Here is a 19,288-nt window from a genome sequence, read left to right as displayed (position 1 = left end):
GCCCGGGCGAGAACACCCTAGACGATCCGCGCCATGCCGCACAGGGGGGTAGCAGGACCTTCGGGCCACGACCGTCACCTGCCCGGTGGTATACAAGGGAGAGCCTGGCCATCCGCATCCCCTTCCGCTGGAGATACCCATGACCCGCACGCCCCTGCTGCTCGCACTCGGCCTGCTGCCGATCCTCGCCACCACCGCCTGCAATGCCGCCGGTCCTGATGCGACAGGTCAGAAGGCACCGGCAGCCGCCACCGCCAACGACCAACGCCCCTTCACCGCCACCGAGGTCAGCCGTTTCGACCAGCCGTGGGCGATGACCTTCCTGCCCGATGGCAGCCTGCTGGTGACCGAAAAGCGCGGCAAGCTGCAGCACCTCGACTTGGCCAGTGGCCAGAAGCATGAGATCACCGGTGTCCCCAAGGTCGCCTACGGCGGCCAGGGCGGTTTCGGTGATGTGGTCCTGCATCCGGATTTCGCCCGCAACCATGTGGTCTACGTCAGCTATGCCGAGGAAGGCACGCTGGATACGCGCGGCGCGGCCGTGGCCCGTGCCACCCTCGCCCTCGACGCCAACGGCGGCGGCCAGCTGAAAGACCTGAAGGTAATCTGGCGGCAGACGCCGAAGGTCAGTGGCGAAGGCCACTACGGCCATCGCCTGGCCTTCGGCCCGGACGGCAAGCTGTGGATCAGTTCCAGCGAACGGCAGAAGTTCGATCCGGCGCAGGACATGAGCGGCAACCTGGGCAAGATCATCCGTCTCAACGACGACGGCAGCCTGCCGGCCGACAATCCGTTCGCCTCGCAGGGCGGCGTGGCCGCGCAGGTATGGTCGCTGGGGCACCGCAATGTGCTGGGCATCGCCTTCGATGCCAATGGCAAGCTGTGGGCACAGGAAATGGGCCCGGCCGGCGGCGATGAGCTGAACCTGATCGTGCGCGGTGCCAACTATGGCTACCCGATCGTGTCCAACGGTGACCACTACGATGGCCGTCCGATTCCGGACCACGACACCCGTCCGGAATTCGCTGCACCGAAGGTGACCTGGAACCCGGTGATTTCCCCGGCAGGCCTGATGTTCTACAACGGCAACCTGTTCCCGCAGTGGAAGGGCAGCGCCTTCATCGGTGGCCTGTCGTCCACGTCCCTGGTGCGCGTCACTTTCGATGGCGACAACGCACGCGAAGCCGAGCGCTTCAACATGGGCGAGCGCATCCGTGAAGTGGAACAGGGCCCGGACGGCGCGCTGTGGCTGCTGGAAGACGGCAGCAAGGCGCGGCTGCTGAAGCTCACGCCGAAGGCCTGATTGGCCGGGTTGCCGGCCAGCGGCCGGCACTACCTTTCCAGAACGGCCCCGCATGCTGGGCCGTCTGCTTTCACTGGATGGTGATGACCTTCACTTCCGTGCGCGTGCAGGCCTTGTCCAGGCACTGGCCGTTCAACCACACCTGGCCATCGCCGATCATCACGCCCTGCTGGTTGACGAAGGCCTTGCCGAACTCCTGCGCGGATACGGCCTTGACCACCGCCGGGGTGATGATCTTTTCGTAGTTGCGCTGGAATTCACCGGGTCCGGTGATCTTCTTGCCACCACTGATGTTCAGCGGGAAGCGCACTTCTTCAACCACGGCAGGACGGTCACCCGCGACCACGGCGGTCTTGAAGGCATTGAATACTCTTTCATATTGCGCCGCATCGCCGAGCAGCGTCTCGATGCGCGCGCGGGCGTCGTCTGCTGCGGGTTCGACGGGGCTGGAAGCATCCGCCGGCGCCGCCGCCACATCCTTCGCGTGTTCCGCCGCAGCCTGCGGTGCCGCAACGGCATCGGGCGTGGTGCTGGCGGCCGCCTCGGCCGGCGTCGCACCGGTCATCGGCGGTGGCGCGTCGGCAGCGGGCTCGGGCGGCGATGCTGGCTGCGAACAGGCCGCCAGCAGCAGGGCCGGGATCAGGAAAGCAATCGTGCGCATGCGCGGGCTCCATCGATACAGGGAGTCCGATGGTAGCGCCGGGCCGCGCCCGGCGTGTTCGCCATGGGTGAGGACGCCGGGCATGGCCCGACGCTACTCATTGCCAGTAGATCCACGCCATGCGTGGATGCTCTACCGATCAGGCCTTCAGCAGCTCGAACTGCACCGCCTCACCGGCCATCGACGAGGCGCACACCCACACGTCGAACAGGCCCGGCTCAGCACGCAGCACGCCGTCGCGGCCGGTGAATGCCAGCTGCTCGCGGGTCAGGGTGAACACCACCTCGGTCGACTCGCCCGGCTGCAGGGCCACCTTGCGGAAATCCTTCAGCTCACGCACCGGCCGCACGCGGCTGGCCACGCGGTCATGGATGTACAACTGCACCACTTCCTCGCCGGCCACGTTGCCGGTGTTGGTCAGCGTGGTGGTCAGGGTCAGGGTGTCGTCCCAGCCGACGCGCGCACTGCTCAGCTGCGGCACGCCGTAGGCGAAGGTGGTGTAGCCGATGCCGTGGCCGAACGGATACAGCGGCTCGTTCGGGATCTCGCGCCAGCGTGCCTTGAACTCCGACATCGTCGGCAGTTCCGGGCGGCCGGTACGCGGGTGGTTGTAGAAGTACGGCTGCTGGCCGGACACCTGCGGGAAGCTGACCGGCAGGCGACCGGACGGGCTGTAATCGCCGAACAGCACATCGGCCACGGCATGCCCGGTCTGCGTGCCCAGGTACCAGGTGATGGCCACGGCATGCGCATTGCGCACCGCGCCCTGCAGTGCCAGCGCGCGACCATTGCGCAGCAGCACCACCAGCGGTTTGCCGGTCATCGCCACTGCTTCGGCCAGCGCCTGCTGTGCCGGCGGCAGGGTGATCTCCACGCGCGACTGCGCCTCACCGCTGTAGCGCTGCGGCTCGCCCAACGCCAGTACCACCACGTCGGCACGCAGCGCGGCGGCCACGGCCGCTTCGGTGCCACCGGCAATGGCGGCTTCCAGTTCGCAACCCGGCACCACTTCCAGCAGCGACTCGTCGCCGATGGCCGCGCGCACGCCGGTTTCCAGATCCACGTAACGCTGCTTGTCGCCGAACAGCGTCCAGCAGCCTTCGATGTTGTCGCGGTCCTGCACGAACGGGCCGATCAGCGCGATCTTCTGCCCGTTCTTCTGCAGCGGCAGCACGTTGTCGCGGTTGTTCAGCAGCACGATCGAACGACGCGCGGCATCACGCGACAGTTCGTCGTGGGCGGCAATGTGCGAGGTATCGGCTTCGCGCGCCGGGTCCAGCGAACGGTACGGGTCATCGAACAGGCCGATGGTTTCCTTCAGCCACAGGATGCGGCGCACGCCTTCATCCAGCACGCTCATCGGCACCTCGCCGCTCTCCACCAGGCCCGGCAGGTGCTCGGCGTAGAAGCCGCTCTGCATGCTCAGGTCGAGGCCAGCGGTGAACGCCTTGGCAGTGGCATCGCGGTCGTCGGCGGCATAGCCGTGCGCGACCAGTTCCATGTCGGCGGTGTAGTCGGAGATCACCACGCCCGGGAACTTCCATTCACCGCGCAGGATGTCGGTCAGCAGCTCGGCGTTGGCGCTGGCCGGCACGCCGTTGATGTCGTTGAACGAGGACATCACGGTGATCGCGCCAGCGTCGAAGGCCGCCTTGAACGGCGGCAGGTGCACGTCGCGCAGGGTCTGCGGCGAGATGTCGACCATGTTGTATTCCATGCCGGCCATCACCGCGCCGTAGGCAGCGAAGTGCTTGGGCGTGGCCAGCAGCGAATCGGCGGCGCGCAGGTCGCTGCCCTGGAAGCCACGCACGCGGGCAGCGGCGAAGGCACAGCCCAGTACCACGTCCTCACCGGCACCTTCGGCACCACGGCCCCAGCGCTGGTCGCGGGCGATGTCCACCGCCGGTGCGTAGGTCCAGTGCAGGCCGGCAGCGGTGGCTTCAACCGCGGTGGCACGCGCGGTGCGCTCGGCCAGGTCCGGCTCGAAGCTGGCCGCTTCGCCCAGCGGAATCGGGAACACCGTGCGCATGCCGTGGATGACGTCGGCGGCCAGGATCACCGGGATGCCGAGGCGGCTCTCCTCGGTGGCGACCTGCTGGATGCGGCGGCCGAGCTCGGCGCCGACACCGTTGAACAGCGAGCCGACCTTGCCCTCGCGCACCTGCTGCAGCACCTGATCGGCATTGCGCACGTTGGCTTCCGGGTTCACGTCCGGGGCGAACGGGCGGACCATGTCTGCGAAGACACCCAGCTGGCCGACTTTTTCCTCGACGGTCATCTGGGCAATGAGGGATTCGATGCGATCGGAGGCCACCGGCAGTCCTTGATGAAAACGTTTACAAGCCCGGCATTCTAGCGATCCCGGACGATTTGGCGAGAGGTTTCGTCATTCAGTTTCAGCCACCAGCCGGATCCGTACGGTCCGGCCGGGGGCATCGCAGCTTACTCCGAGCCGGCCAACTGGCGCTGCCCGGCCATCAACATGGCGTCACTGGACGCCTGGAACACCCGCAGGCCAAAGGCCGGCAGGATCGCCAGCAGGTGGTCGAAGATGTCCGACTGCACCGCTTCGTACTCGCCCCAAGCGGTGCTGCGGGTGAAGCAGTACAGCTCCAGCGGCAGGCCTTCGGTGGTCGGCTGCAGCTGGCGCACCAGCAGGGTCATGTCGGTATGGATGCCCGGGTGGCTGGTCAGGTAGCGCTCCACGTACGCCCGGAACGTGCCCAGGTTGGTCACCCGGCGGCTGTTGACCTCGGCCACGCCCTGCTCGCGCAGACGCCCGTTCCACTGGCCCAGCTCCTGCTGCTTGCCGCGCAGGTAGTCGCCCAGCAGGGCGAACTGGCCAAGGAAGGCCAGGTCGTCCTCTTCCATGAAGCGCACGCTGTGCTGATCCAGGTACAGCGCGCGCTTGATCCGGCGGCCCCCCGCTTCCTGCATGCCACGCCAGTTCTTGAACGACTCGGTCACCAGCTTCTTGGTCGGGATGGTGGTGATGGTCTTGTCGAAGTTCTGCACGGTGACGGTATGCAGGGCGATATCGATGACATCGCCGTCAGCGTTCTGGCTGGGCATCTCGATCCAGTCGCCGATGCGCACGCGGCCATCGCCACTGATCTGTACGCTGGCCACCAGTGACAGGATGGTGTCCTGGAAGATCAGCATCAGTACTGCAGTAGCCGCGCCCAGGCCGGTGACCAGTGGTCCCAGCGCGACACCCAGCAAGGTGGCAACGATGGACAGGCCCGCGGCCACGAACACCACGATCTTGACCACCTGCAGGTAGCCCTTGATCGGCTTGTTGCGTGCATCGGGCTTGCGTTCGTACAGGCTGTTGGCCGCATCCAGCGCATGCGAGAACGCCATCGACACGGTCAGTACGGCCCACACGATGCACAGCTTGATGATGACGTTGACCAGGCCTGGCGGCAGGTCGGGAATGAGGGTGATGCCCGAGGCGATCACCTGGCTGGGCACCACGTTGGACAGGCGCGCGATGACCCGCATCAGGTGGCTGCCACGCCCGGACTCGGCGCCGGGCAGGCGGTTGAGCAGCCGCCGCAGACCGCGCAGCAGGATGCGCTTGGTCACCCAGTTGGCCAGGCCGGCGGCAAGCAGCAGCGCCGAGATCATCAACGCCAGGTAGGCGCCAGGATAGGGTTCCAGTGTGTTCTGCAGCTGTTCCAGCCACTGTACCGCCACCACTGCGTCCACCATCGGTTGTCTCCTGTCTGTATCAGTGTTCTTGAGGTTGCCGGCCAGCGGCCGGCACTACCGGGTCAGTCCCGCGAGCGTTCGATGATCACGCCGACCGCGCGCGCGCCGCGCACCGCACCGGGCTTGCTCAGCTTCAGGCGCAGCCACTTCACGTCGAACTCGTCCAGCACGATCTGCGCGCAGCGCTCGGCGAGCGTTTCCACCAGGCCGAACTCCGATTCACGCACGAACTGCTCCAGGCGCTTGCTGACTGCCTTGTAGTTCAGGGTATGGGCAATGTCATCGCTGGCGGCCGGACGACGGTTGTCGAAGCCCATCTCCAGATCGAACACCAGGTCCTGGCGGATCCGCCGCTCCCAGTCGTAGATGCCGATCAGGGCGTCGATCGTCAGCCCTTCGATGAAAACCTTGTCCATTGCGGTTACCAGCCGGAAAACAGGCGGTCATGGTAACGGGACGGCGGTGAGCCTGCCCGGAACGGGCGATGGGCCGCCGGGCATTCACAGGGGCTGGAAAAGACAAAGGGCCCTGCTAGCGGGGCCCTTTGGTACCTCTCAACGTCCTCGGGGGGAGCTGGAATCCAGCCGCGAGTCCCGAAGCACACGCTGCGAAGGATGAAGATCATTTCCCCTGTCGTCCAGAGGCATTCACGACATTCCGGAGAAATCCGAATGCCGTTGGGAGTTCTGCCAGGCAAGCGGCTGGCATTGCCCGATATCACCTGTTCGGCTTCCGGCGCACGCTGGTGATCCACAACGTGATGCCGCCGACAATGAAAGAGCAGAGGATTCTGCAAGCAGCACTATCCCGACCACGCTGGGCAACCTACAAACGCATCGCGGTTCGTCATTCCCTGGATGCGACCTCGCTGTATGTCTGGAACATGCAGATGTGTGGCGCTTTGCTATCGCCGCTTCACATCTGCGAAATCGTCATCCGCAACGCAGTCGCCGCAGCACTGGCGCATGCCTATGGTCCCCGCTGGCCATGGCATCCAGCATTGCTGCAGCGCATGCCCGCCGATGGTGCGCTGTCGGCGCTGCAGGACCTGCACAGGCGATCGAATCAGCAGATGAACACGCCAGAGATCATCGCCAGCCTCCGATTCGCATTCTGGCAGCACCTCTTTACACGACGCTTTGAGGGGCCCCTGTGGACGCGAAGCCTGAAGATCGCTCTGCCCAACGCTCCACAGAACACTGTCGGCATCGTCCGCACCACCATCCATGCCGACCTAGACCGCATCCGCCAGCTGCGCAACCGCATCGCCCACCACGAACCCATCCTCGAACGTGACATCGGTGCCGACCTGGCCGCGATCGGGCGGCTGATCCACGCCCGTTGCCCGCACACCCTGGGCTGGCTGCAGCGCCATGAACGGGCGACGACGGTGCTGGCGGCCTCGCCGCTGCTTGGCAAACGTCGATGACGTTGCCGGCCAGCGGCCGGCACGACAGGAACAGGTCCGGCTCAGACGGCCGGCAGGGTTGCCATGTCCCAGCGCGGGGTCACTTCCACCTTCGGCGGACTGTGCTGGCCGGCCTGCAGACGCAATGCGCCAGCGAAGGCAATCATCGCGCCGTTGTCGGTGCACAGCGCCGGCCGCGGGAAGCAGGCGCGGCCGCCGAGGCGCTCGGCCATCTGCTGCAGGCGGGCGCGCAGGCGCTTGTTGGCGCCGACGCCGCCGGCCACCACGATCACGTTGGTGCCCGCCGCTTCCAGCGCGCGCTCGCACTTGATGGACAGGGTCTCGACCACGGCGTCTTCAAAGCCACGGGCGATGTCGGCGCGGGTCTGCTCGCTCTGGTCACTGTCGCGCCAGGCCATCAGGACCTGGGTCTTCAAGCCGGAGAAGCTGAAATCCAGGCCCGGGCGATCGGTCATCGGCCGCGTAAAGCGGTAGACGCCCGGCGTGCCCTGTTCGGCCAGCTTGGCCAGCTGCGGTCCACCCGGGTACGGCAGGCCCATCATCTTGGCGGTCTTGTCGAAGGCTTCACCGGCCGCGTCGTCCAGGGTTTCGCCCAGCAGGCGGTACTGGCCGATGGCATCGACGGCCACCAGCTGGGTATGGCCGCCGGACACCAGCAGGGCCACGAACGGCGCCTGCGGCGGGTCGTCTTCCATCAGCGGCGCCAGCAGATGGCCTTCCATGTGGTGCACACCCACGGCGGGGACCTCCAGTGCCCAGGCCAGCGACCGGGCCACGCCGGCGCCCACCAGCAGCGCCCCGACCAGGCCGGGGCCGGCGGTATAGGCCACCCCGTCGATGTCGTTCACGCCGAGGCCGGCTTCGGCCAGCGTCTGCCGCACCAGCGGCAGCAGCTTGCGCACGTGGTCACGGCTGGCCAGCTCGGGCACCACACCGCCGTACTCGGCGTGCAGGGCAATCTGGCTGTAGACCGCATGGGCGCGCAGGGCCGCGCTGCCGGACAGGTCGGTGTCATACACCGCCACGCCGGTCTCATCACAGGAAGATTCGATGCCAAGGACTCGCATGCCTGCTATTATGACGCCCCTGCCAGCCCCTCGGGGGAACTGGCAGGTCTCACTGCAATCCAACAACTTGCCCCTATTCAGGATTTGTGGCTTGCAGTTTGTTTATTCGCCACTATAATGTGCGGCTCGCCGGGCGTGACCCGGTTCTACTGTGTCCCGGAGATTCCATGCCCAGCGTCAAAGTCCGCGAGAACGAACCCTTTGAGTTTGCTCTTCGCCGCTTCAAGCGCACTTGCGAAAAGGCCGGTGTGCTGGCCGAAACCCGCAAGCGCGAGTTCTACGAAAAGCCGACCCAGGAGCGTAAGCGCAAGGCCGCCGCTGCTGTGAAGCGTCAGCTGCGCCGTTCCTCGCGCGACGTCACCAAGCGTCAGCGCCTGTACTGATCGGACGCATCTTCATTGCGGTGGGCATTCCCTGCCGCGATGGAGTCGAAGCCGGCACGCGCGAGCGTCGCCGGCTTTTTGCGTTTCCGGGCCTGGGCGTCCGCCCTGCCCCACCACCACCACGAGGTTCGCCATGAGCATGAAGCAGCAGCTCACCGAAGACATGAAGGCCGCCATGAAGGGCGGCGAGAAGCACAAGCTGGGCGTCATCCGCCTGATCAACGCGGCCATCAAGCAGAAGGAAGTCGACGAGCGCATCGAGCTCGACGACACCGCCGTGATCGCCGTGCTCGACAAGATGGTCAAGCAGCGCAAGGATTCGGTCAGCCAGTTTGAAGCGGCCAACCGCGAAGACCTGGCGGAAATCGAGCGCGCCGAGATCGTGGTGATCGAAGCCTACCTGCCGGCCAAGATGGGCGAAGCCGAGATCGTCGCGGCGATCCAGGCGGCCATCGCCGAGACCGGCGCCAGCAGCGCAGCCGACATGGGCAAGCTGATGGGCGCGCTGAAGCCCAAGCTCGCCGGCCAGGCCGACATGGGCCTGGTGTCCAAGCTGGTCAAGCAGCAGCTGGCGTAAGCCAGCATCCAGGGTCGGATCCCTTCCGCATCGCGGAAGGGATCCGACCCCATTGATGCACCCGTTTCACCGCCCCTTCGACCCCCGGCTGCTACAACATCCCCATGGTCGAGCAATCCAACGCCCCCACCGACACGCGTCCCCACGGCTTCCCCGCACGGCTTCGCCACTACGCCGATCGCCTGCAGGACAGCTTCCCGATGGCGGTGGCCAAGCGCTTCGTCGAAATCGACGTGCTGACCCAGGCCGCTTCGGTTTCCTTCTATGCCCTGCTGTCGATGGCTCCGCTGCTGGTGCTGCTGCTGTGGCTGACCGCCTCGTTGTATCCACCGGCGCAGCAGGCACTGATCGGACAGATCGGCTCGGTGGCCGGCAGCAGCGTGGCCAGCGTCGCCGACACCGTGCTGCACAACGCCAACAGCCAGCCCAGCGTCGGTTCGCTGGCCGGGGTCTGGAGCACGTTGCTGTTGTTCGTCGGCGCCACCGCCGTGTTCGCGCAGCTGCAGAACGCGCTGAACCGGATCTTCCATACCAGCGGGCAGCGCCTGGACGGGATCAAGGCCTGGCTGCGCAAGCGCGTGTTCTCGTTCGGCGTGGTGCTGGCACTGGGCTTCCTGCTGATCCTGTCGATGACCGCCACCACCGCGCTGCAGGTGGTGTTCGCGCAGCTGCCCTCGGTGCTGCCCGCGATCGGCTACCTGACATCACTGCTGCTGTACACGCTGGCCTTCGCCTTCCTCTATCACTACCTGCCGGACCGGCGCGTGGCCTGGCGCCAGGCGTTCATCGGCGGCGCCATCACCTCGTTGCTGTTCACCCTCGGCCGCTATGGCATCGGCGTCTACATCAGCACGGTTGCCCCCGGCAGCGCCTACGGCTCGATGGGTGCCCTGGTGATTTCGCTGGTCTGGATCTACTACGCCACTGCCGTGTTCTTCGTCGGTGCGTTGATGACCGCGGTGATCGACGAACGCCAGTACGCACGTGCGCGCCTGGCCAGCGCCGATGTGGCCCCGCAGGAAACCGGCCCGGCCACCGCCAGCGAGTAAACTAGGGGACTTGCCGCCCCCGCAGCGCGCCCTGGCGGCCGCGCCCCGTCCTGTTGCCCATGGCCCGTATCCCCGACGCTTTCATCGACGACCTGCTGGCCCGCTCCGACATTGTCGAGGTGGTGGGCAGCCGCGTGCCGCTGAAGCGCCAGGGCAAGGAGTACGCCGCACGCTGCCCGTTCCATGACGAACGCTCGGCCTCGTTCACGGTCTCGCCGACCAAGCAGTTCTACCACTGCTTCGGCTGCGGCGCGCACGGCACCGCAATCAGCTTCCTGATGAACTACGACCGCCTCGAGTTCCTCGACGCGGTGGACGAACTGGCCAAGCGCGCCGGCATGGAAGTGCCGCGCAGCGAGAACCCGCGCAGTGCCCAGCAGCAGGATGACAGCCGCGAGCTGTACTCCGCGCTGGACGCCGCTACCAAGTTCTTCCAGAAGAACCTGGAAGGCAGCGAGAAAGCGCGCAGTTACCTCGATGGTCGCGGCGTGGACGAAGAGAACCGCGCGCGCTTCCAGATCGGCTATGCGCCGGATGGTTACAGCGGCCTGCGCGATGCGCTGGGCAAGGACGAGCGGCGCATGAAGCTGCTCGACCGCGCCGGCCTGTTCTCCAAGAACGACCGCGGCCACGTCTACGACAAATTCCGCGACCGGGTGATGTTCCCGATCTTCGACCGCCGTGGCCGGGTGATCGCCTTCGGCGGGCGCGTGTTCGAGAAGGACGACGGCCCCAAATACCTCAACTCGCCCGAGACCGCGCTCTTCCACAAGGGCCGCGAACTGTACGGCCTGTGGCAGGTGCGCCAGGCCAACCAGAAGATCGAGCGCCTGATCGTGGTCGAGGGCTACATGGACGTGGTCTCGCTGTTCCAGTTCGGCGTCACCCAGGCGGTGGCGACGCTGGGCACGGCAACCACGCCGGACCATGCAGAGCTGCTGTTCCGCAACGCGCCGGACGTGTTCTTCTGCTTCGACGGCGACGCCGCCGGCCGCCGCGCCGGCTGGAAAGCGCTGGAATCGGTGCTGCCACGCATGAAGGACGGCCGCCAGGCCTTCTTCCTGTTCCTGCCCGATGGCGAAGACCCGGACAGCATCGTGCGCAAGGAGGGCGCTGAGGCTTTCAACGAGCGCCTGAAGCAGGCCACGCCGCTGTCGCAGTTCTTCTTCGACGAGCTGACCCGCGAAATCAACCTGGGCACGCTGGACGGCAAGGCACGGCTGGCCGAGCGCGCCAAGCCGATGCTCGCGCAGATTCCCGACGGCGCGTTCGGCGACCTGATGAAACAGCAGCTGGGACAGCTGACCGGCCTGGGCGGCAACGCGCAGGCGGGCCGTCCGCAGATGCCTCAACGCGCCGCGCCGCGCACGATCCAACCCGCGGCCAAGCGCAGCCTGGTGCGCGGCGCGATCGCCGTGCTGCTGCAGCAGCCCTCGCTGGCCCTGACCCTGGGCGGCAAGCACCACTTCCAGGGCCTGCGCCTGCCGGGGGTGGAGCTGCTGCTGGAACTGCTGGGGCTGGTCGAACAACGCCCGGACATCAGTACCGGCGCCTTGCTGGAGCATTTCGACGGCCGCGAGGAACAGGCCTCGCTGCACACCCTGGCCGCGCAGACGCTGGCGGGCGATGAAGCGATGTGGACGGTGGAACTGCATGACGCGGTCGGGCAGCTGGAGAAGCAGCTGCTGTTCCAGCGGATCGACGACCTTAACGCCAAGCAGCGACAACAGGGTCTGGACGATACTGACAAGTACGAGATGCGCGAGCTGCTCAAGGCCCGCGCCAATCTGCGCCTGTAGCGGCAGAACACAGCCCCGGAGAGACCATGCTGCTGCGCCTGACCTGCCTGCTGTTGTTGTCGCTCTGCCCGGTTCTGCCGGCCTGGGCTGCGGACCCCGCCCTTGCTGAAGTCCGCCCCGGCCTCTACGCCGGCGGCCAGCCCTCGGCCGCGCAACTGCGCGAACTGGCGGCACAGGGCGTGCGCACGGTGATCGACCTGCGCCAACCCGATGAAGATCGCGGCTTCGATGAAACGCGCGAGGCCGAAGCGCTGGGCCTGCGCTATGTACGCATTCCGGTGGCCGGTGCCGAGGGCCTGGATGCCGCCAACGTGCGCGCCGTGCACCAGGCCCTGCAACAGAGCCAGGGGCCGGTGCTGCTGCACTGCGCCTCCGGCAACCGCGCCGGTGCCGTGCTCGGCCTGCTCAACGCGCGCTACGAACACGCCAGCCCGGAACAGGCCCTGCAACTGGGCCAGCGTGCCGGCCTGAAGTCGCTGGAAGCGGCCACCCGCGAGCGCCTGGCGATCCCTTCTCCCACCCCCTGATTTCCGGGGTAATCCCCCCGCACCAAGGAGCCTATCCACCATGACCCGCTGGTGGTCGCGCCTGCGACCGGACAACTTCACCCTCGCCCTGCTGTGCACCGTCGGCTTGGCCTCGCTGCTGCCGATGAAGGGCGCTGCCGCCCTGGTGCTCGATGATGTCACCACCGTCGCCATCGCCGCGCTGTTCTTCCTGCACGGCGCGCGCCTGCCGCGCGAGTCGATCATCGGCGGCATGCTGCACTGGCGCCTGCACCTGACGATCCTCGCCTGCACCTTCATCCTGTTCCCGCTGCTGGGGCTGTTGTTCAAGCCGCTGTCGGGCTGGCTGCTGACGCCCGAGCTGTACCTGGGCGTGCTGTTCCTGTGCACCCTGCCGTCCACCGTGCAGTCGTCCATCGCGTTCACCTCGATGGCGCGCGGCAACGTGCCGGCGGCCGTGTGCAGTGCCTCGTTGTCGAGCATCCTCGGTGTGTTCCTGACGCCCCTGCTGCTGACCGCGCTGGCCGGTACTTCCGGCGGCGTGCACGACCCGCTGCATGCCATCGGCGGCATCATGCTGCAGCTGCTGGTGCCGTTCGTGGCCGGCCACCTGCTGCGCCCATGGATCGCCGGCTGGGTGGAGAAGCAGCGCGCGCTGCTGCGCTACACCGATCAGGCCACCATCCTGCTGGTGGTGTACTCCGCGTTCGGTGAAGCGGTCACTGAGGGGCTGTGGAGCAAGACACCCCTGCTCTCGCTGTTCGCGGTGGCTGTGGTGGCGGCAGTACTTCTCGGCATCGCCATGCCGCTGATCACCTTCATCGCCCGCCGCCTGCGCTTCAACCGCGAAGACGAGATCGCCATCGTGTTCTGCGGCTCGAAGAAGAGCCTGGCCACCGGCGTGCCGATCGCCAAGGTGCTGTTCGCTGGCGGCAGCCTCGGCGCGATCGTGCTGCCGGTGATGATCTACCACCAGATCCAGCTGATCGTCTGCGGCGTGATCGCCCAGCGCTACGCCAAGCGCGCGCCCTGACCCGACCGGCAAATCATCCACGCATGGCGTGGATCCACTGAACGCGCGGGCTGCTGTGGGAAATCCTCCACGCATGGCGTGGATCTACTGTAGAGCCGAGCCCATGCTCGGCTGATGAGTGGCCCTGCGTGAACTCACGGTTCTGCCAGGGTGCCGACGCTCAGCTGAGGCATCCACACCCACAGGTCGTACTGCCGCCCGGCATCGGTATCGACCTCCGGTGCACGCGCAGATCGCTCGAGCAGAGCCAACGCCTTGCAACGATCCATGCACCCCCAGAAGTGGCCGCGCAGGGCTTCCAGCCGCACGCTGTAAATGTCCAGGTCGCGCAGCGCCGATGCCATCGGTTGCGTCTGCATTTCCGGTGGCGCATCGGCCGGCCGCTGCAGCATGGCGTGGACATTGCCAGTCAGGACGACCATCCGGGCGTCATCCGGCAGGCGCCGGTACAGGCGCCGCAGCTCTGCGGCCATGCGATCATCGCGCGCTTGGCTGCCGCCATCACTGTTGTTGACGTCATAGCCGACCACCTCGATGGTGCGCCCCTGCGCCTTCAGCGCGCGCATGCCTTCGATCAGCGCCAGCATGTCGCGACTGCGGCGGCCATCGTGCTGATCATCGCGCACGGTCCAGAACGCACGGCCTCGCAGGTGTTGGCGTGCCACCGCCCCGCCATCGGAATCCAGATAGTCACGCAGTGTGGTGTTCTCACCACGCGGCAGCTCCAAAGCCAGCACCACCGGGCCGTTACGGCTGTAGTCGTCCACCAGTCGGCGCACCAGCAGCGGTGTCTCGCGGGTACCGTGGAATTCGCCCAGCACCAGCACGCGGTGGTCTCCGGCATGCTGGCGGATCTGCATGGCAGCGTCGTCGGCGCGCGCGCTCATCACCATGCCCAGCGCCAGCAGCAGGGTGGCGGTCCAGCGGAAGATCGAATGCATCCCTGCTCCTTCCTTTCCTTGGGGTCAGGAACAGCAATGGCGACGCGGCTGGAAGAGATCAAGTGTAGAGCCGAGCCCACGCTCGGCTGCTCTTCCAATACACCCTCAGCCGAGCATGGGCTCGGCTCTACATGGGACTGGCGCCTTGGATCAGGCGGGGTCACAGCCCCTTCGGGGATCTGCCCCCGAACATCAGCCCATCACAACCAGGGCAGAATCCAGTGGTCCACCAGCAGGAAGGCGAACAGCGCCATCAGGTAGACGATGGAGTAGCTGAACATCTTCATCGAGAACAGCTCATCCGGCGGGTTCAGCATGCGCCAGGCGTACCAGAGGAACACGGCGTTGAGCACGATCGCACCGCCCAGGTAGAACGCGCCGCTCATGCCGACCAGATAAGGCAGCAGGCAGACCAGTGCCAGCACCACCGAGTACGCCATGATCTGCTTGCGCGTATGCACCACGCCATGGGTGACTGGCAGCATCGGGATTTCCGCCTTGGCGTAGTCCTCGCGACGGAAGATCGCCAGTGCCCAGAAGTGCGGCGGCGTCCAGATGAAGATGATCAGCACCAGCAGCGACGAGTACGCCCAGTCCGACGAGCCCTGCATGCCGGTCACCGCCGCCCAGCCCAGCATCGGCGGCATCGCGCCGGCCAGACCACCGATGACGATGTTCTGCGAGGTCGCACGCTTCAGGTAGACGGTGTAGATCACCGCATAGCCGATCAGCGAAGCGAAGGTCAGCACCGCGGTGATCCAGTTCACCCACAGCACCAGGATCGCCATCGACAGCACGATCAGCACGCCGGCAAATACCAGCACCTGCCATGGCTTGACCTTGCCCACCACCAGCGGTCGCCACGAGGTGCGCGCCATCTGCGCATCGATATGCGCATCCAGCAGCTGGTTGATGGCTGCAGCGGCCGAGGCGGCAAGCCAGATGCCGAGGAAGCCGAGCAGGCCGGCACGCACCTGCTCCCAGCTGGGCACGCCGGGAATGGCCAGGACCATGCCGACCAGGGCGGTGAAGACGATGAGGGCGACGACCTTGGGCTTGGTCAGGTCCCAGTACTGGCGATAGTTGGAAAACATGGGATCAGTCCGGGGCACGCAGGCGGGCCAGCAGGCTGACCAATACGAACAACAGGGCAACGGCAACGCCGTTGTGCGCCACTGCCACTTCCAGCGGCAGTGCAAGCTTCACATTGAGGATGCCGAGGGTGACCTGCAGCACCAGCAGCGCGACCAGGGCCGAGGCCCAGCCACGCATGCTCGGCAGCCGGAACAGGCGCAGGCCCAGCCACAGCAGGTAAACGGCAACGACAATCGCGAACAGGCGGTGGGCCATCTGGATGGCGATGCGCGAGGCACCGTCGAGCACGCCGCCTTCGTAGTCCACGCCAATGCCACGCCACAGGGTGAAGCCCTCGGCGAAGTTGTGCTGCGGCCACCACTGGTTGGCGCAACGCGGGAAGTTGTCCAGCGAGGCGCTGCCACCGCCGCACGCCAGTGCCGCGTAGTTGGCGCTGACCCAGCCGCCGAGCGCGATCTGGGTGACCAGCACCGCCACACCGATGCGCAGCAGCCACTTCAGCTTCGGCGCCTCGGCCAGCGTGATCGGCATGTGCGTTGCACGCCAGGCGATCCACACCAGCAGGCCGAACATCAGCATGCCGCCCAGCAGATGGCCCATCACCACGATCGGTTTGAGCAGCAGGGTCACCGTCCACATGCCCAGCAGGGCCTGGAAGATCACCACCGCCAGGGTCAGCAGCGCAGCGCGCGCCAGGTCGATGTTGCTCCAGCGCAGTGCGGCGATCAGCAGGATGGCCTCGCCGATCAGTGCCAGCGCGCTGGCGGTTCCATGCCAGCCCATCATGTACAGCGGTATGCCCGCAGCCACCAGCACGCAGGCGGTGACCACGGCCGTGCTGCCGAATCGCCGCTTGCGCGTGGCCAACAGTGCCAGGGTCAGGATCTCGATGCCGAGCGCACCCGCCAGGAAGCGGTGCACCTGCTCACGCCAGGCCTTGTGTGTTTCCAGCGGACGGATCTCCGCCGCCGGATGCCCGATGGTCTCTTCCACGTGCTGCGGCCAGGTCGCCTGCCCATAGCAGGTCGGCCAGTCCGGGCAGCTCAGGCCGGCATCGGACAGGCGCACGAAGGCCCCGAACATGATCGTGCTCGCGGTCATGATCATGGCGAACCACGCCAGGCGGTGGAAATTGCGGTGCAGCGCCGGACGCGCGGAAAGGCTCATCAAACGGGACTCACTTCAGTTTCAGCAACGTGGCCATGTCCTTGCGCAGGCCGCCGAGATCGCTCCCGGGGGCATGACGCATGATCACGAAGCCGTTCGGATCGATCACGTAGACCGGCAGACCCGCCGGATCATCGACGCCGGGCAGCGCCGCGCGCAGGGCTGGCGACGGGGCCAGCGGCCGCAGCGCGGGCAGCGAGGCGATCGACGCCGGTGGCGTTCCCAGCCACAGGATTTCGACATTATCGGCGTTATGGCCGAACAGCTGCCACACCTTGCCCAGTCCCTGCGACAAAGTGACGCACTGCGCGTCGCAGGCACCGGCCGGTGCCACCAGCAGGCGCCAGGTGCGCGCGTCGGGGTTCCAGGGGTAGGCCGCGCCATTGGCCAGCGTCGGTGGCTGCTGGCGCAGATCCACCGGCGGCTTCAGCAACTGCCCGCTGTTGCGATGCGCGGTCGGCTGCCAGCCGGAGAAACGCAGGATGGCGGCCAGCGCCATCGCCCCGAAGAAAACGGCGAACAGCAGCACCAGGGTCCGGCGGCCATTGCCGCGCGCCTGCGGGGAGGTAGCAGTGTTCATGCGGGGCATTTTCTCATGGTTGGGAAAGGGATGCCGGCCAGCGGCCGGTACTACCGGGCAACGGGCCGCCGCCTGCGCCATTCCAGTACCAGCGCCACCACCAGCACAGTCAGCGCCAGCCCGAACCACTGCACGGCATAACCCAGGTGGCGCTGTGGCGGCAGCGTGTTCGGCAGCAGGTCGAGATCGCGCTCATCACCGAACGGCAATGCCGGGTCCAGCCGCAGCACGCGCTCGGGCAACGACGGCAGGCCCAGCGCCGCGGCCAGGCCATCGGCGGGAAGGCGGCTGGCCAGCCAGCGCCCGGCAACATCGGTGGGGGTGAACGCCGGCCCCAGCGCCAGCCCGGCCGAGGGTGGCGGCGCCAACAGGCCACGCACGTCCACCGGCGACGGCGGTGCCGGGACCACCGGCAACGTACGGTCGGGCGGCAGCGCGCGCCAGCCCAGGTCCACCAGCAACACGCTGCCCGCATCGCTGCGGAACGGACGATAGATCTTCACTCCCGCGCGGCCGTGGCGGGTCTGGTTGTCCAGCAGCACCACGCCCGGCAGGAAGCGACCGTGATCGACCACGCCATGCAGCGCCCCCTGCGCGGCCAGCGCCTGCGCCAACGGCATCGCCTGCGCCACGGCCGGGCCCTGTGCATCCAGCAACGCCTGTTTGGCATGCATCCGCTGCAGTTGCCACAGGCCCAGCGCGGTGAATCCGGCCATTGCCAGCACCGCCATCAGCCATCCGATCAGGCGCGTGTGCTGGCGCATCATGACAAGTCCGCGCAAACGCGGTCAGATAGGGACATCCACCCTGCCCTCGAGCCGCGCATGAGTGATTCGCTGAAGACCCTGCTGGTAATCGCGTTTCTGATCGTCATCGTCTGGAATCTGGGCGCCGGCCTGTATTACCTGCTGGTGGACCGCGGCCAGACCAAGCGCACGGTCAATGCACTGACCCGCCGCATCGGAGTGTCGGTGGCGTTGATCGTCGTGGTGATCGTGTGCATCTACATGGGCTGGATCAAACCGCACGGCATCGGCGGCTGATCCCACGGCAGACCAGGCAGCGTCGGCGGTCGAAGCTGCCGACGCCTGCGCGGTCAAAGCACGTAGACAAACAGGAACAGCATCAGCCACACCACGTCGACGAAGTGCCAGTACCACGCGGCCGCTTCGAAACCGAAATGGTTGTCGCGGGTGAAGTGCCCCTTTGCCGAGCGCAGCCACATCACGATCAGCATGATCGTGCCCAGCAACACGTGTGCGCCATGGAAGCCGGTCAGCATGAAGAAGGTCGACCCGTAGATACCCGAGCCGAGCGTCAGGTTCAGTTCCTTGTAGGCGTGGATGTACTCCTCCGCCTGCAGGGTCAGGAAGCCGAGGCCGAGCAGTACGGTCAGGCCCAGCCAAGTCAGCAGCTGGCGGCGGTTGCCCGCCTTCAACGCATGATGGGCGATGGTCAGGGTCACGCCGGAGGTCAGCAGGATCAACGTGTTGATCAGCGGCAGGCCCCAGGCCGGAATGGTCTGGAATGCGCCACCGATCGCTGCCGGGCCATTGGTCGGCCAGCCGGCCGAGTAGCCCTGCCACAGCAGCTCGTTGGTCATCACCCCGCGCCCTTCGCCGCTCAACCATGACAGGCCGAGGTGGCGGGTGTAGAACAGCGCACCGAAGAAGGCACCGAAGAACATCACTTCGGAGAAGATGAACCAGACCATGCCCATCCGGAACGAACCGTCCACCTGCCGGTTGTAGTTGCCGGCCTGCGACTCGCGCACCACATCACTGAACCACCAGAACAGGGTCAGCACCAGCATCGCCACGCCGATGTAGAAGGTCCAGCGGCCCCAGCTGGCGTCGTTGAGCCAGCTGGCCACGCCGACCATGGTCACCATCATCGCGATGGAACCGACGAACGGCCATTTGCTCTGGGCCGGGACGAAGTACACGTTGGCGTCGCTGGGTGTCTGGGCCATGGTCGGTATCCG

Annotated in this window: 20 protein-coding genes; 9 read left to right on the top strand and 11 right to left on the bottom strand. The window is 66.6% G+C overall.

Translation table 11 applies throughout. The features are described 5' to 3' along the window. Positions 1 to 139 precede the first annotated feature (139 nt). Entirely contained in the window at positions 140 to 1,303 is a 1,164-nt protein-coding gene (locus CR919_RS19070; RefSeq protein WP_099821352.1) for a PQQ-dependent sugar dehydrogenase, read from the top strand. Positions 1,304 to 1,373: 70 nt separating this feature from the next. On the opposite strand, the gene CR919_RS19065 is transcribed toward CR919_RS19070, so the two are convergent. The 4 genes from CR919_RS19065 to folB all read right to left on the bottom strand — a co-directional run bounded on the left by CR919_RS19065 (position 1,374) and on the right by folB (position 6,094). After that, positions 1,374 to 1,964, bottom strand: a complete 591-nt coding sequence (locus CR919_RS19065; RefSeq protein WP_099821351.1) for a hypothetical protein — start codon at positions 1,962 to 1,964, stop codon at positions 1,374 to 1,376. A 139-nt stretch (positions 1,965 to 2,103) separates the two neighbouring features. Further along, a complete protein-coding gene (locus CR919_RS19060) occupies positions 2,104 to 4,278 on the bottom strand; it encodes a glycoside hydrolase family 3 N-terminal domain-containing protein (RefSeq protein ID WP_099821350.1) in 2,175 nt (724 codons plus the stop codon). Positions 4,279 to 4,406: 128 nt separating this feature from the next. Further along, complete coding sequence (locus CR919_RS19055) at positions 4,407 to 5,678, bottom strand: mechanosensitive ion channel domain-containing protein (RefSeq protein ID WP_099821349.1); 1,272 nt, start codon at positions 5,676 to 5,678, stop codon at positions 4,407 to 4,409. A 62-nt stretch (positions 5,679 to 5,740) separates the two neighbouring features. Further along, positions 5,741 to 6,094 (bottom strand): dihydroneopterin aldolase, encoded by a 354-nt coding sequence (gene folB, locus CR919_RS19050; protein WP_025878255.1) that lies wholly within the window; start codon positions 6,092 to 6,094, stop codon positions 5,741 to 5,743. Positions 6,095 to 6,423: 329 nt separating this feature from the next. Between folB and CR919_RS19045 the strand changes: the two genes are divergently transcribed. Next, a complete protein-coding gene (locus CR919_RS19045; protein ID WP_343124864.1) occupies positions 6,424 to 7,107 on the top strand; it encodes a hypothetical protein in 684 nt (227 codons plus the stop codon). A gap of 41 nt (positions 7,108 to 7,148) precedes the next feature. On the opposite strand, the gene tsaD is transcribed toward CR919_RS19045, so the two are convergent. Further along, a complete protein-coding gene (gene tsaD / locus CR919_RS19040; protein WP_099821347.1) occupies positions 7,149 to 8,174 on the bottom strand; it encodes a tRNA (adenosine(37)-N6)-threonylcarbamoyltransferase complex transferase subunit TsaD in 1,026 nt (341 codons plus the stop codon). Positions 8,175 to 8,341: 167 nt separating this feature from the next. Between tsaD and rpsU the strand changes: the two genes are divergently transcribed. The 6 genes from rpsU to CR919_RS19010 all read left to right on the top strand — a co-directional run bounded on the left by rpsU (position 8,342) and on the right by CR919_RS19010 (position 13,521). Beyond that, a complete protein-coding gene (gene rpsU / locus CR919_RS19035; RefSeq protein ID WP_002808376.1) occupies positions 8,342 to 8,557 on the top strand; it encodes a 30S ribosomal protein S21 in 216 nt (71 codons plus the stop codon). 133 nt (positions 8,558 to 8,690) lie between these two features. Continuing rightward, a complete protein-coding gene (locus tag CR919_RS19030; protein ID WP_099821346.1) occupies positions 8,691 to 9,134 on the top strand; it encodes a GatB/YqeY domain-containing protein in 444 nt (147 codons plus the stop codon). Between the two features lie 200 nt (positions 9,135 to 9,334). Beyond that, positions 9,335 to 10,183 (top strand): YihY/virulence factor BrkB family protein, encoded by an 849-nt coding sequence (locus CR919_RS19025; RefSeq protein ID WP_240196691.1) that lies wholly within the window; start codon positions 9,335 to 9,337, stop codon positions 10,181 to 10,183. Between the two features lie 59 nt (positions 10,184 to 10,242). Further along, positions 10,243 to 11,982, top strand: coding sequence for a DNA primase (gene dnaG / locus CR919_RS19020; RefSeq protein ID WP_099821345.1), 1,740 nt, complete (start codon positions 10,243 to 10,245; stop codon positions 11,980 to 11,982). A 26-nt stretch (positions 11,983 to 12,008) separates the two neighbouring features. After that, complete coding sequence (locus CR919_RS19015) at positions 12,009 to 12,509, top strand: protein tyrosine phosphatase family protein (protein ID WP_099821344.1); 501 nt, start codon at positions 12,009 to 12,011, stop codon at positions 12,507 to 12,509. A gap of 40 nt (positions 12,510 to 12,549) precedes the next feature. After that, positions 12,550 to 13,521: a bile acid:sodium symporter family protein gene (locus CR919_RS19010; RefSeq protein ID WP_099782541.1), complete on the top strand. Its 972-nt coding sequence runs from the start codon at positions 12,550 to 12,552 to the stop codon at positions 13,519 to 13,521. 134 nt (positions 13,522 to 13,655) lie between these two features. On the opposite strand, the gene CR919_RS19005 is transcribed toward CR919_RS19010, so the two are convergent. The 5 genes from CR919_RS19005 to CR919_RS18985 all read right to left on the bottom strand — a co-directional run bounded on the left by CR919_RS19005 (position 13,656) and on the right by CR919_RS18985 (position 18,071). Beyond that, positions 13,656 to 14,462: a calcium-binding protein gene (locus tag CR919_RS19005; protein WP_099821343.1), complete on the bottom strand. Its 807-nt coding sequence runs from the start codon at positions 14,460 to 14,462 to the stop codon at positions 13,656 to 13,658. A 200-nt stretch (positions 14,463 to 14,662) separates the two neighbouring features. After that, the gene (gene cyoE / locus CR919_RS19000; protein ID WP_099821342.1) at positions 14,663 to 15,556 is read right to left on the bottom strand and encodes a heme o synthase; all 894 of its coding nucleotides are present in this window, start codon (positions 15,554 to 15,556) and stop codon (positions 14,663 to 14,665) included. Between the two features lie 4 nt (positions 15,557 to 15,560). Beyond that, positions 15,561 to 16,724, bottom strand: a complete 1,164-nt coding sequence (locus CR919_RS18995) for a COX15/CtaA family protein (RefSeq protein WP_099821341.1) — start codon at positions 16,722 to 16,724, stop codon at positions 15,561 to 15,563. A 10-nt stretch (positions 16,725 to 16,734) separates the two neighbouring features. Next, the gene (locus CR919_RS18990; RefSeq protein ID WP_089238227.1) at positions 16,735 to 17,304 is read right to left on the bottom strand and encodes a hypothetical protein; all 570 of its coding nucleotides are present in this window, start codon (positions 17,302 to 17,304) and stop codon (positions 16,735 to 16,737) included. A 50-nt stretch (positions 17,305 to 17,354) separates the two neighbouring features. Next, complete coding sequence (locus tag CR919_RS18985) at positions 17,355 to 18,071, bottom strand: SURF1 family protein (RefSeq protein ID WP_099821340.1); 717 nt, start codon at positions 18,069 to 18,071, stop codon at positions 17,355 to 17,357. 57 nt (positions 18,072 to 18,128) lie between these two features. On the opposite strand from CR919_RS18985, the gene CR919_RS18980 reads away from it, so the two are divergent. Next, positions 18,129 to 18,347 (top strand): twin transmembrane helix small protein, encoded by a 219-nt coding sequence (locus CR919_RS18980; RefSeq protein ID WP_099821339.1) that lies wholly within the window; start codon positions 18,129 to 18,131, stop codon positions 18,345 to 18,347. Between the two features lie 53 nt (positions 18,348 to 18,400). Here the strand turns inward: CR919_RS18980 and CR919_RS18975 are convergent, their stop codons facing one another. Next, positions 18,401 to 19,276: a cytochrome c oxidase subunit 3 gene (locus tag CR919_RS18975; RefSeq protein WP_099821338.1), complete on the bottom strand. Its 876-nt coding sequence runs from the start codon at positions 19,274 to 19,276 to the stop codon at positions 18,401 to 18,403. Positions 19,277 to 19,288 lie beyond the last annotated feature (12 nt).

It is taken from the genome of Stenotrophomonas sp. LMG 10879 (assembly GCF_002750935.1).
Lineage (GTDB): Bacteria > Pseudomonadota > Gammaproteobacteria > Xanthomonadales > Xanthomonadaceae > Stenotrophomonas > Stenotrophomonas lactitubi_B.
Note: the sequence above shows the minus strand (reverse complement) of the source record. Positions and strands in the feature narration are given on the sequence as shown.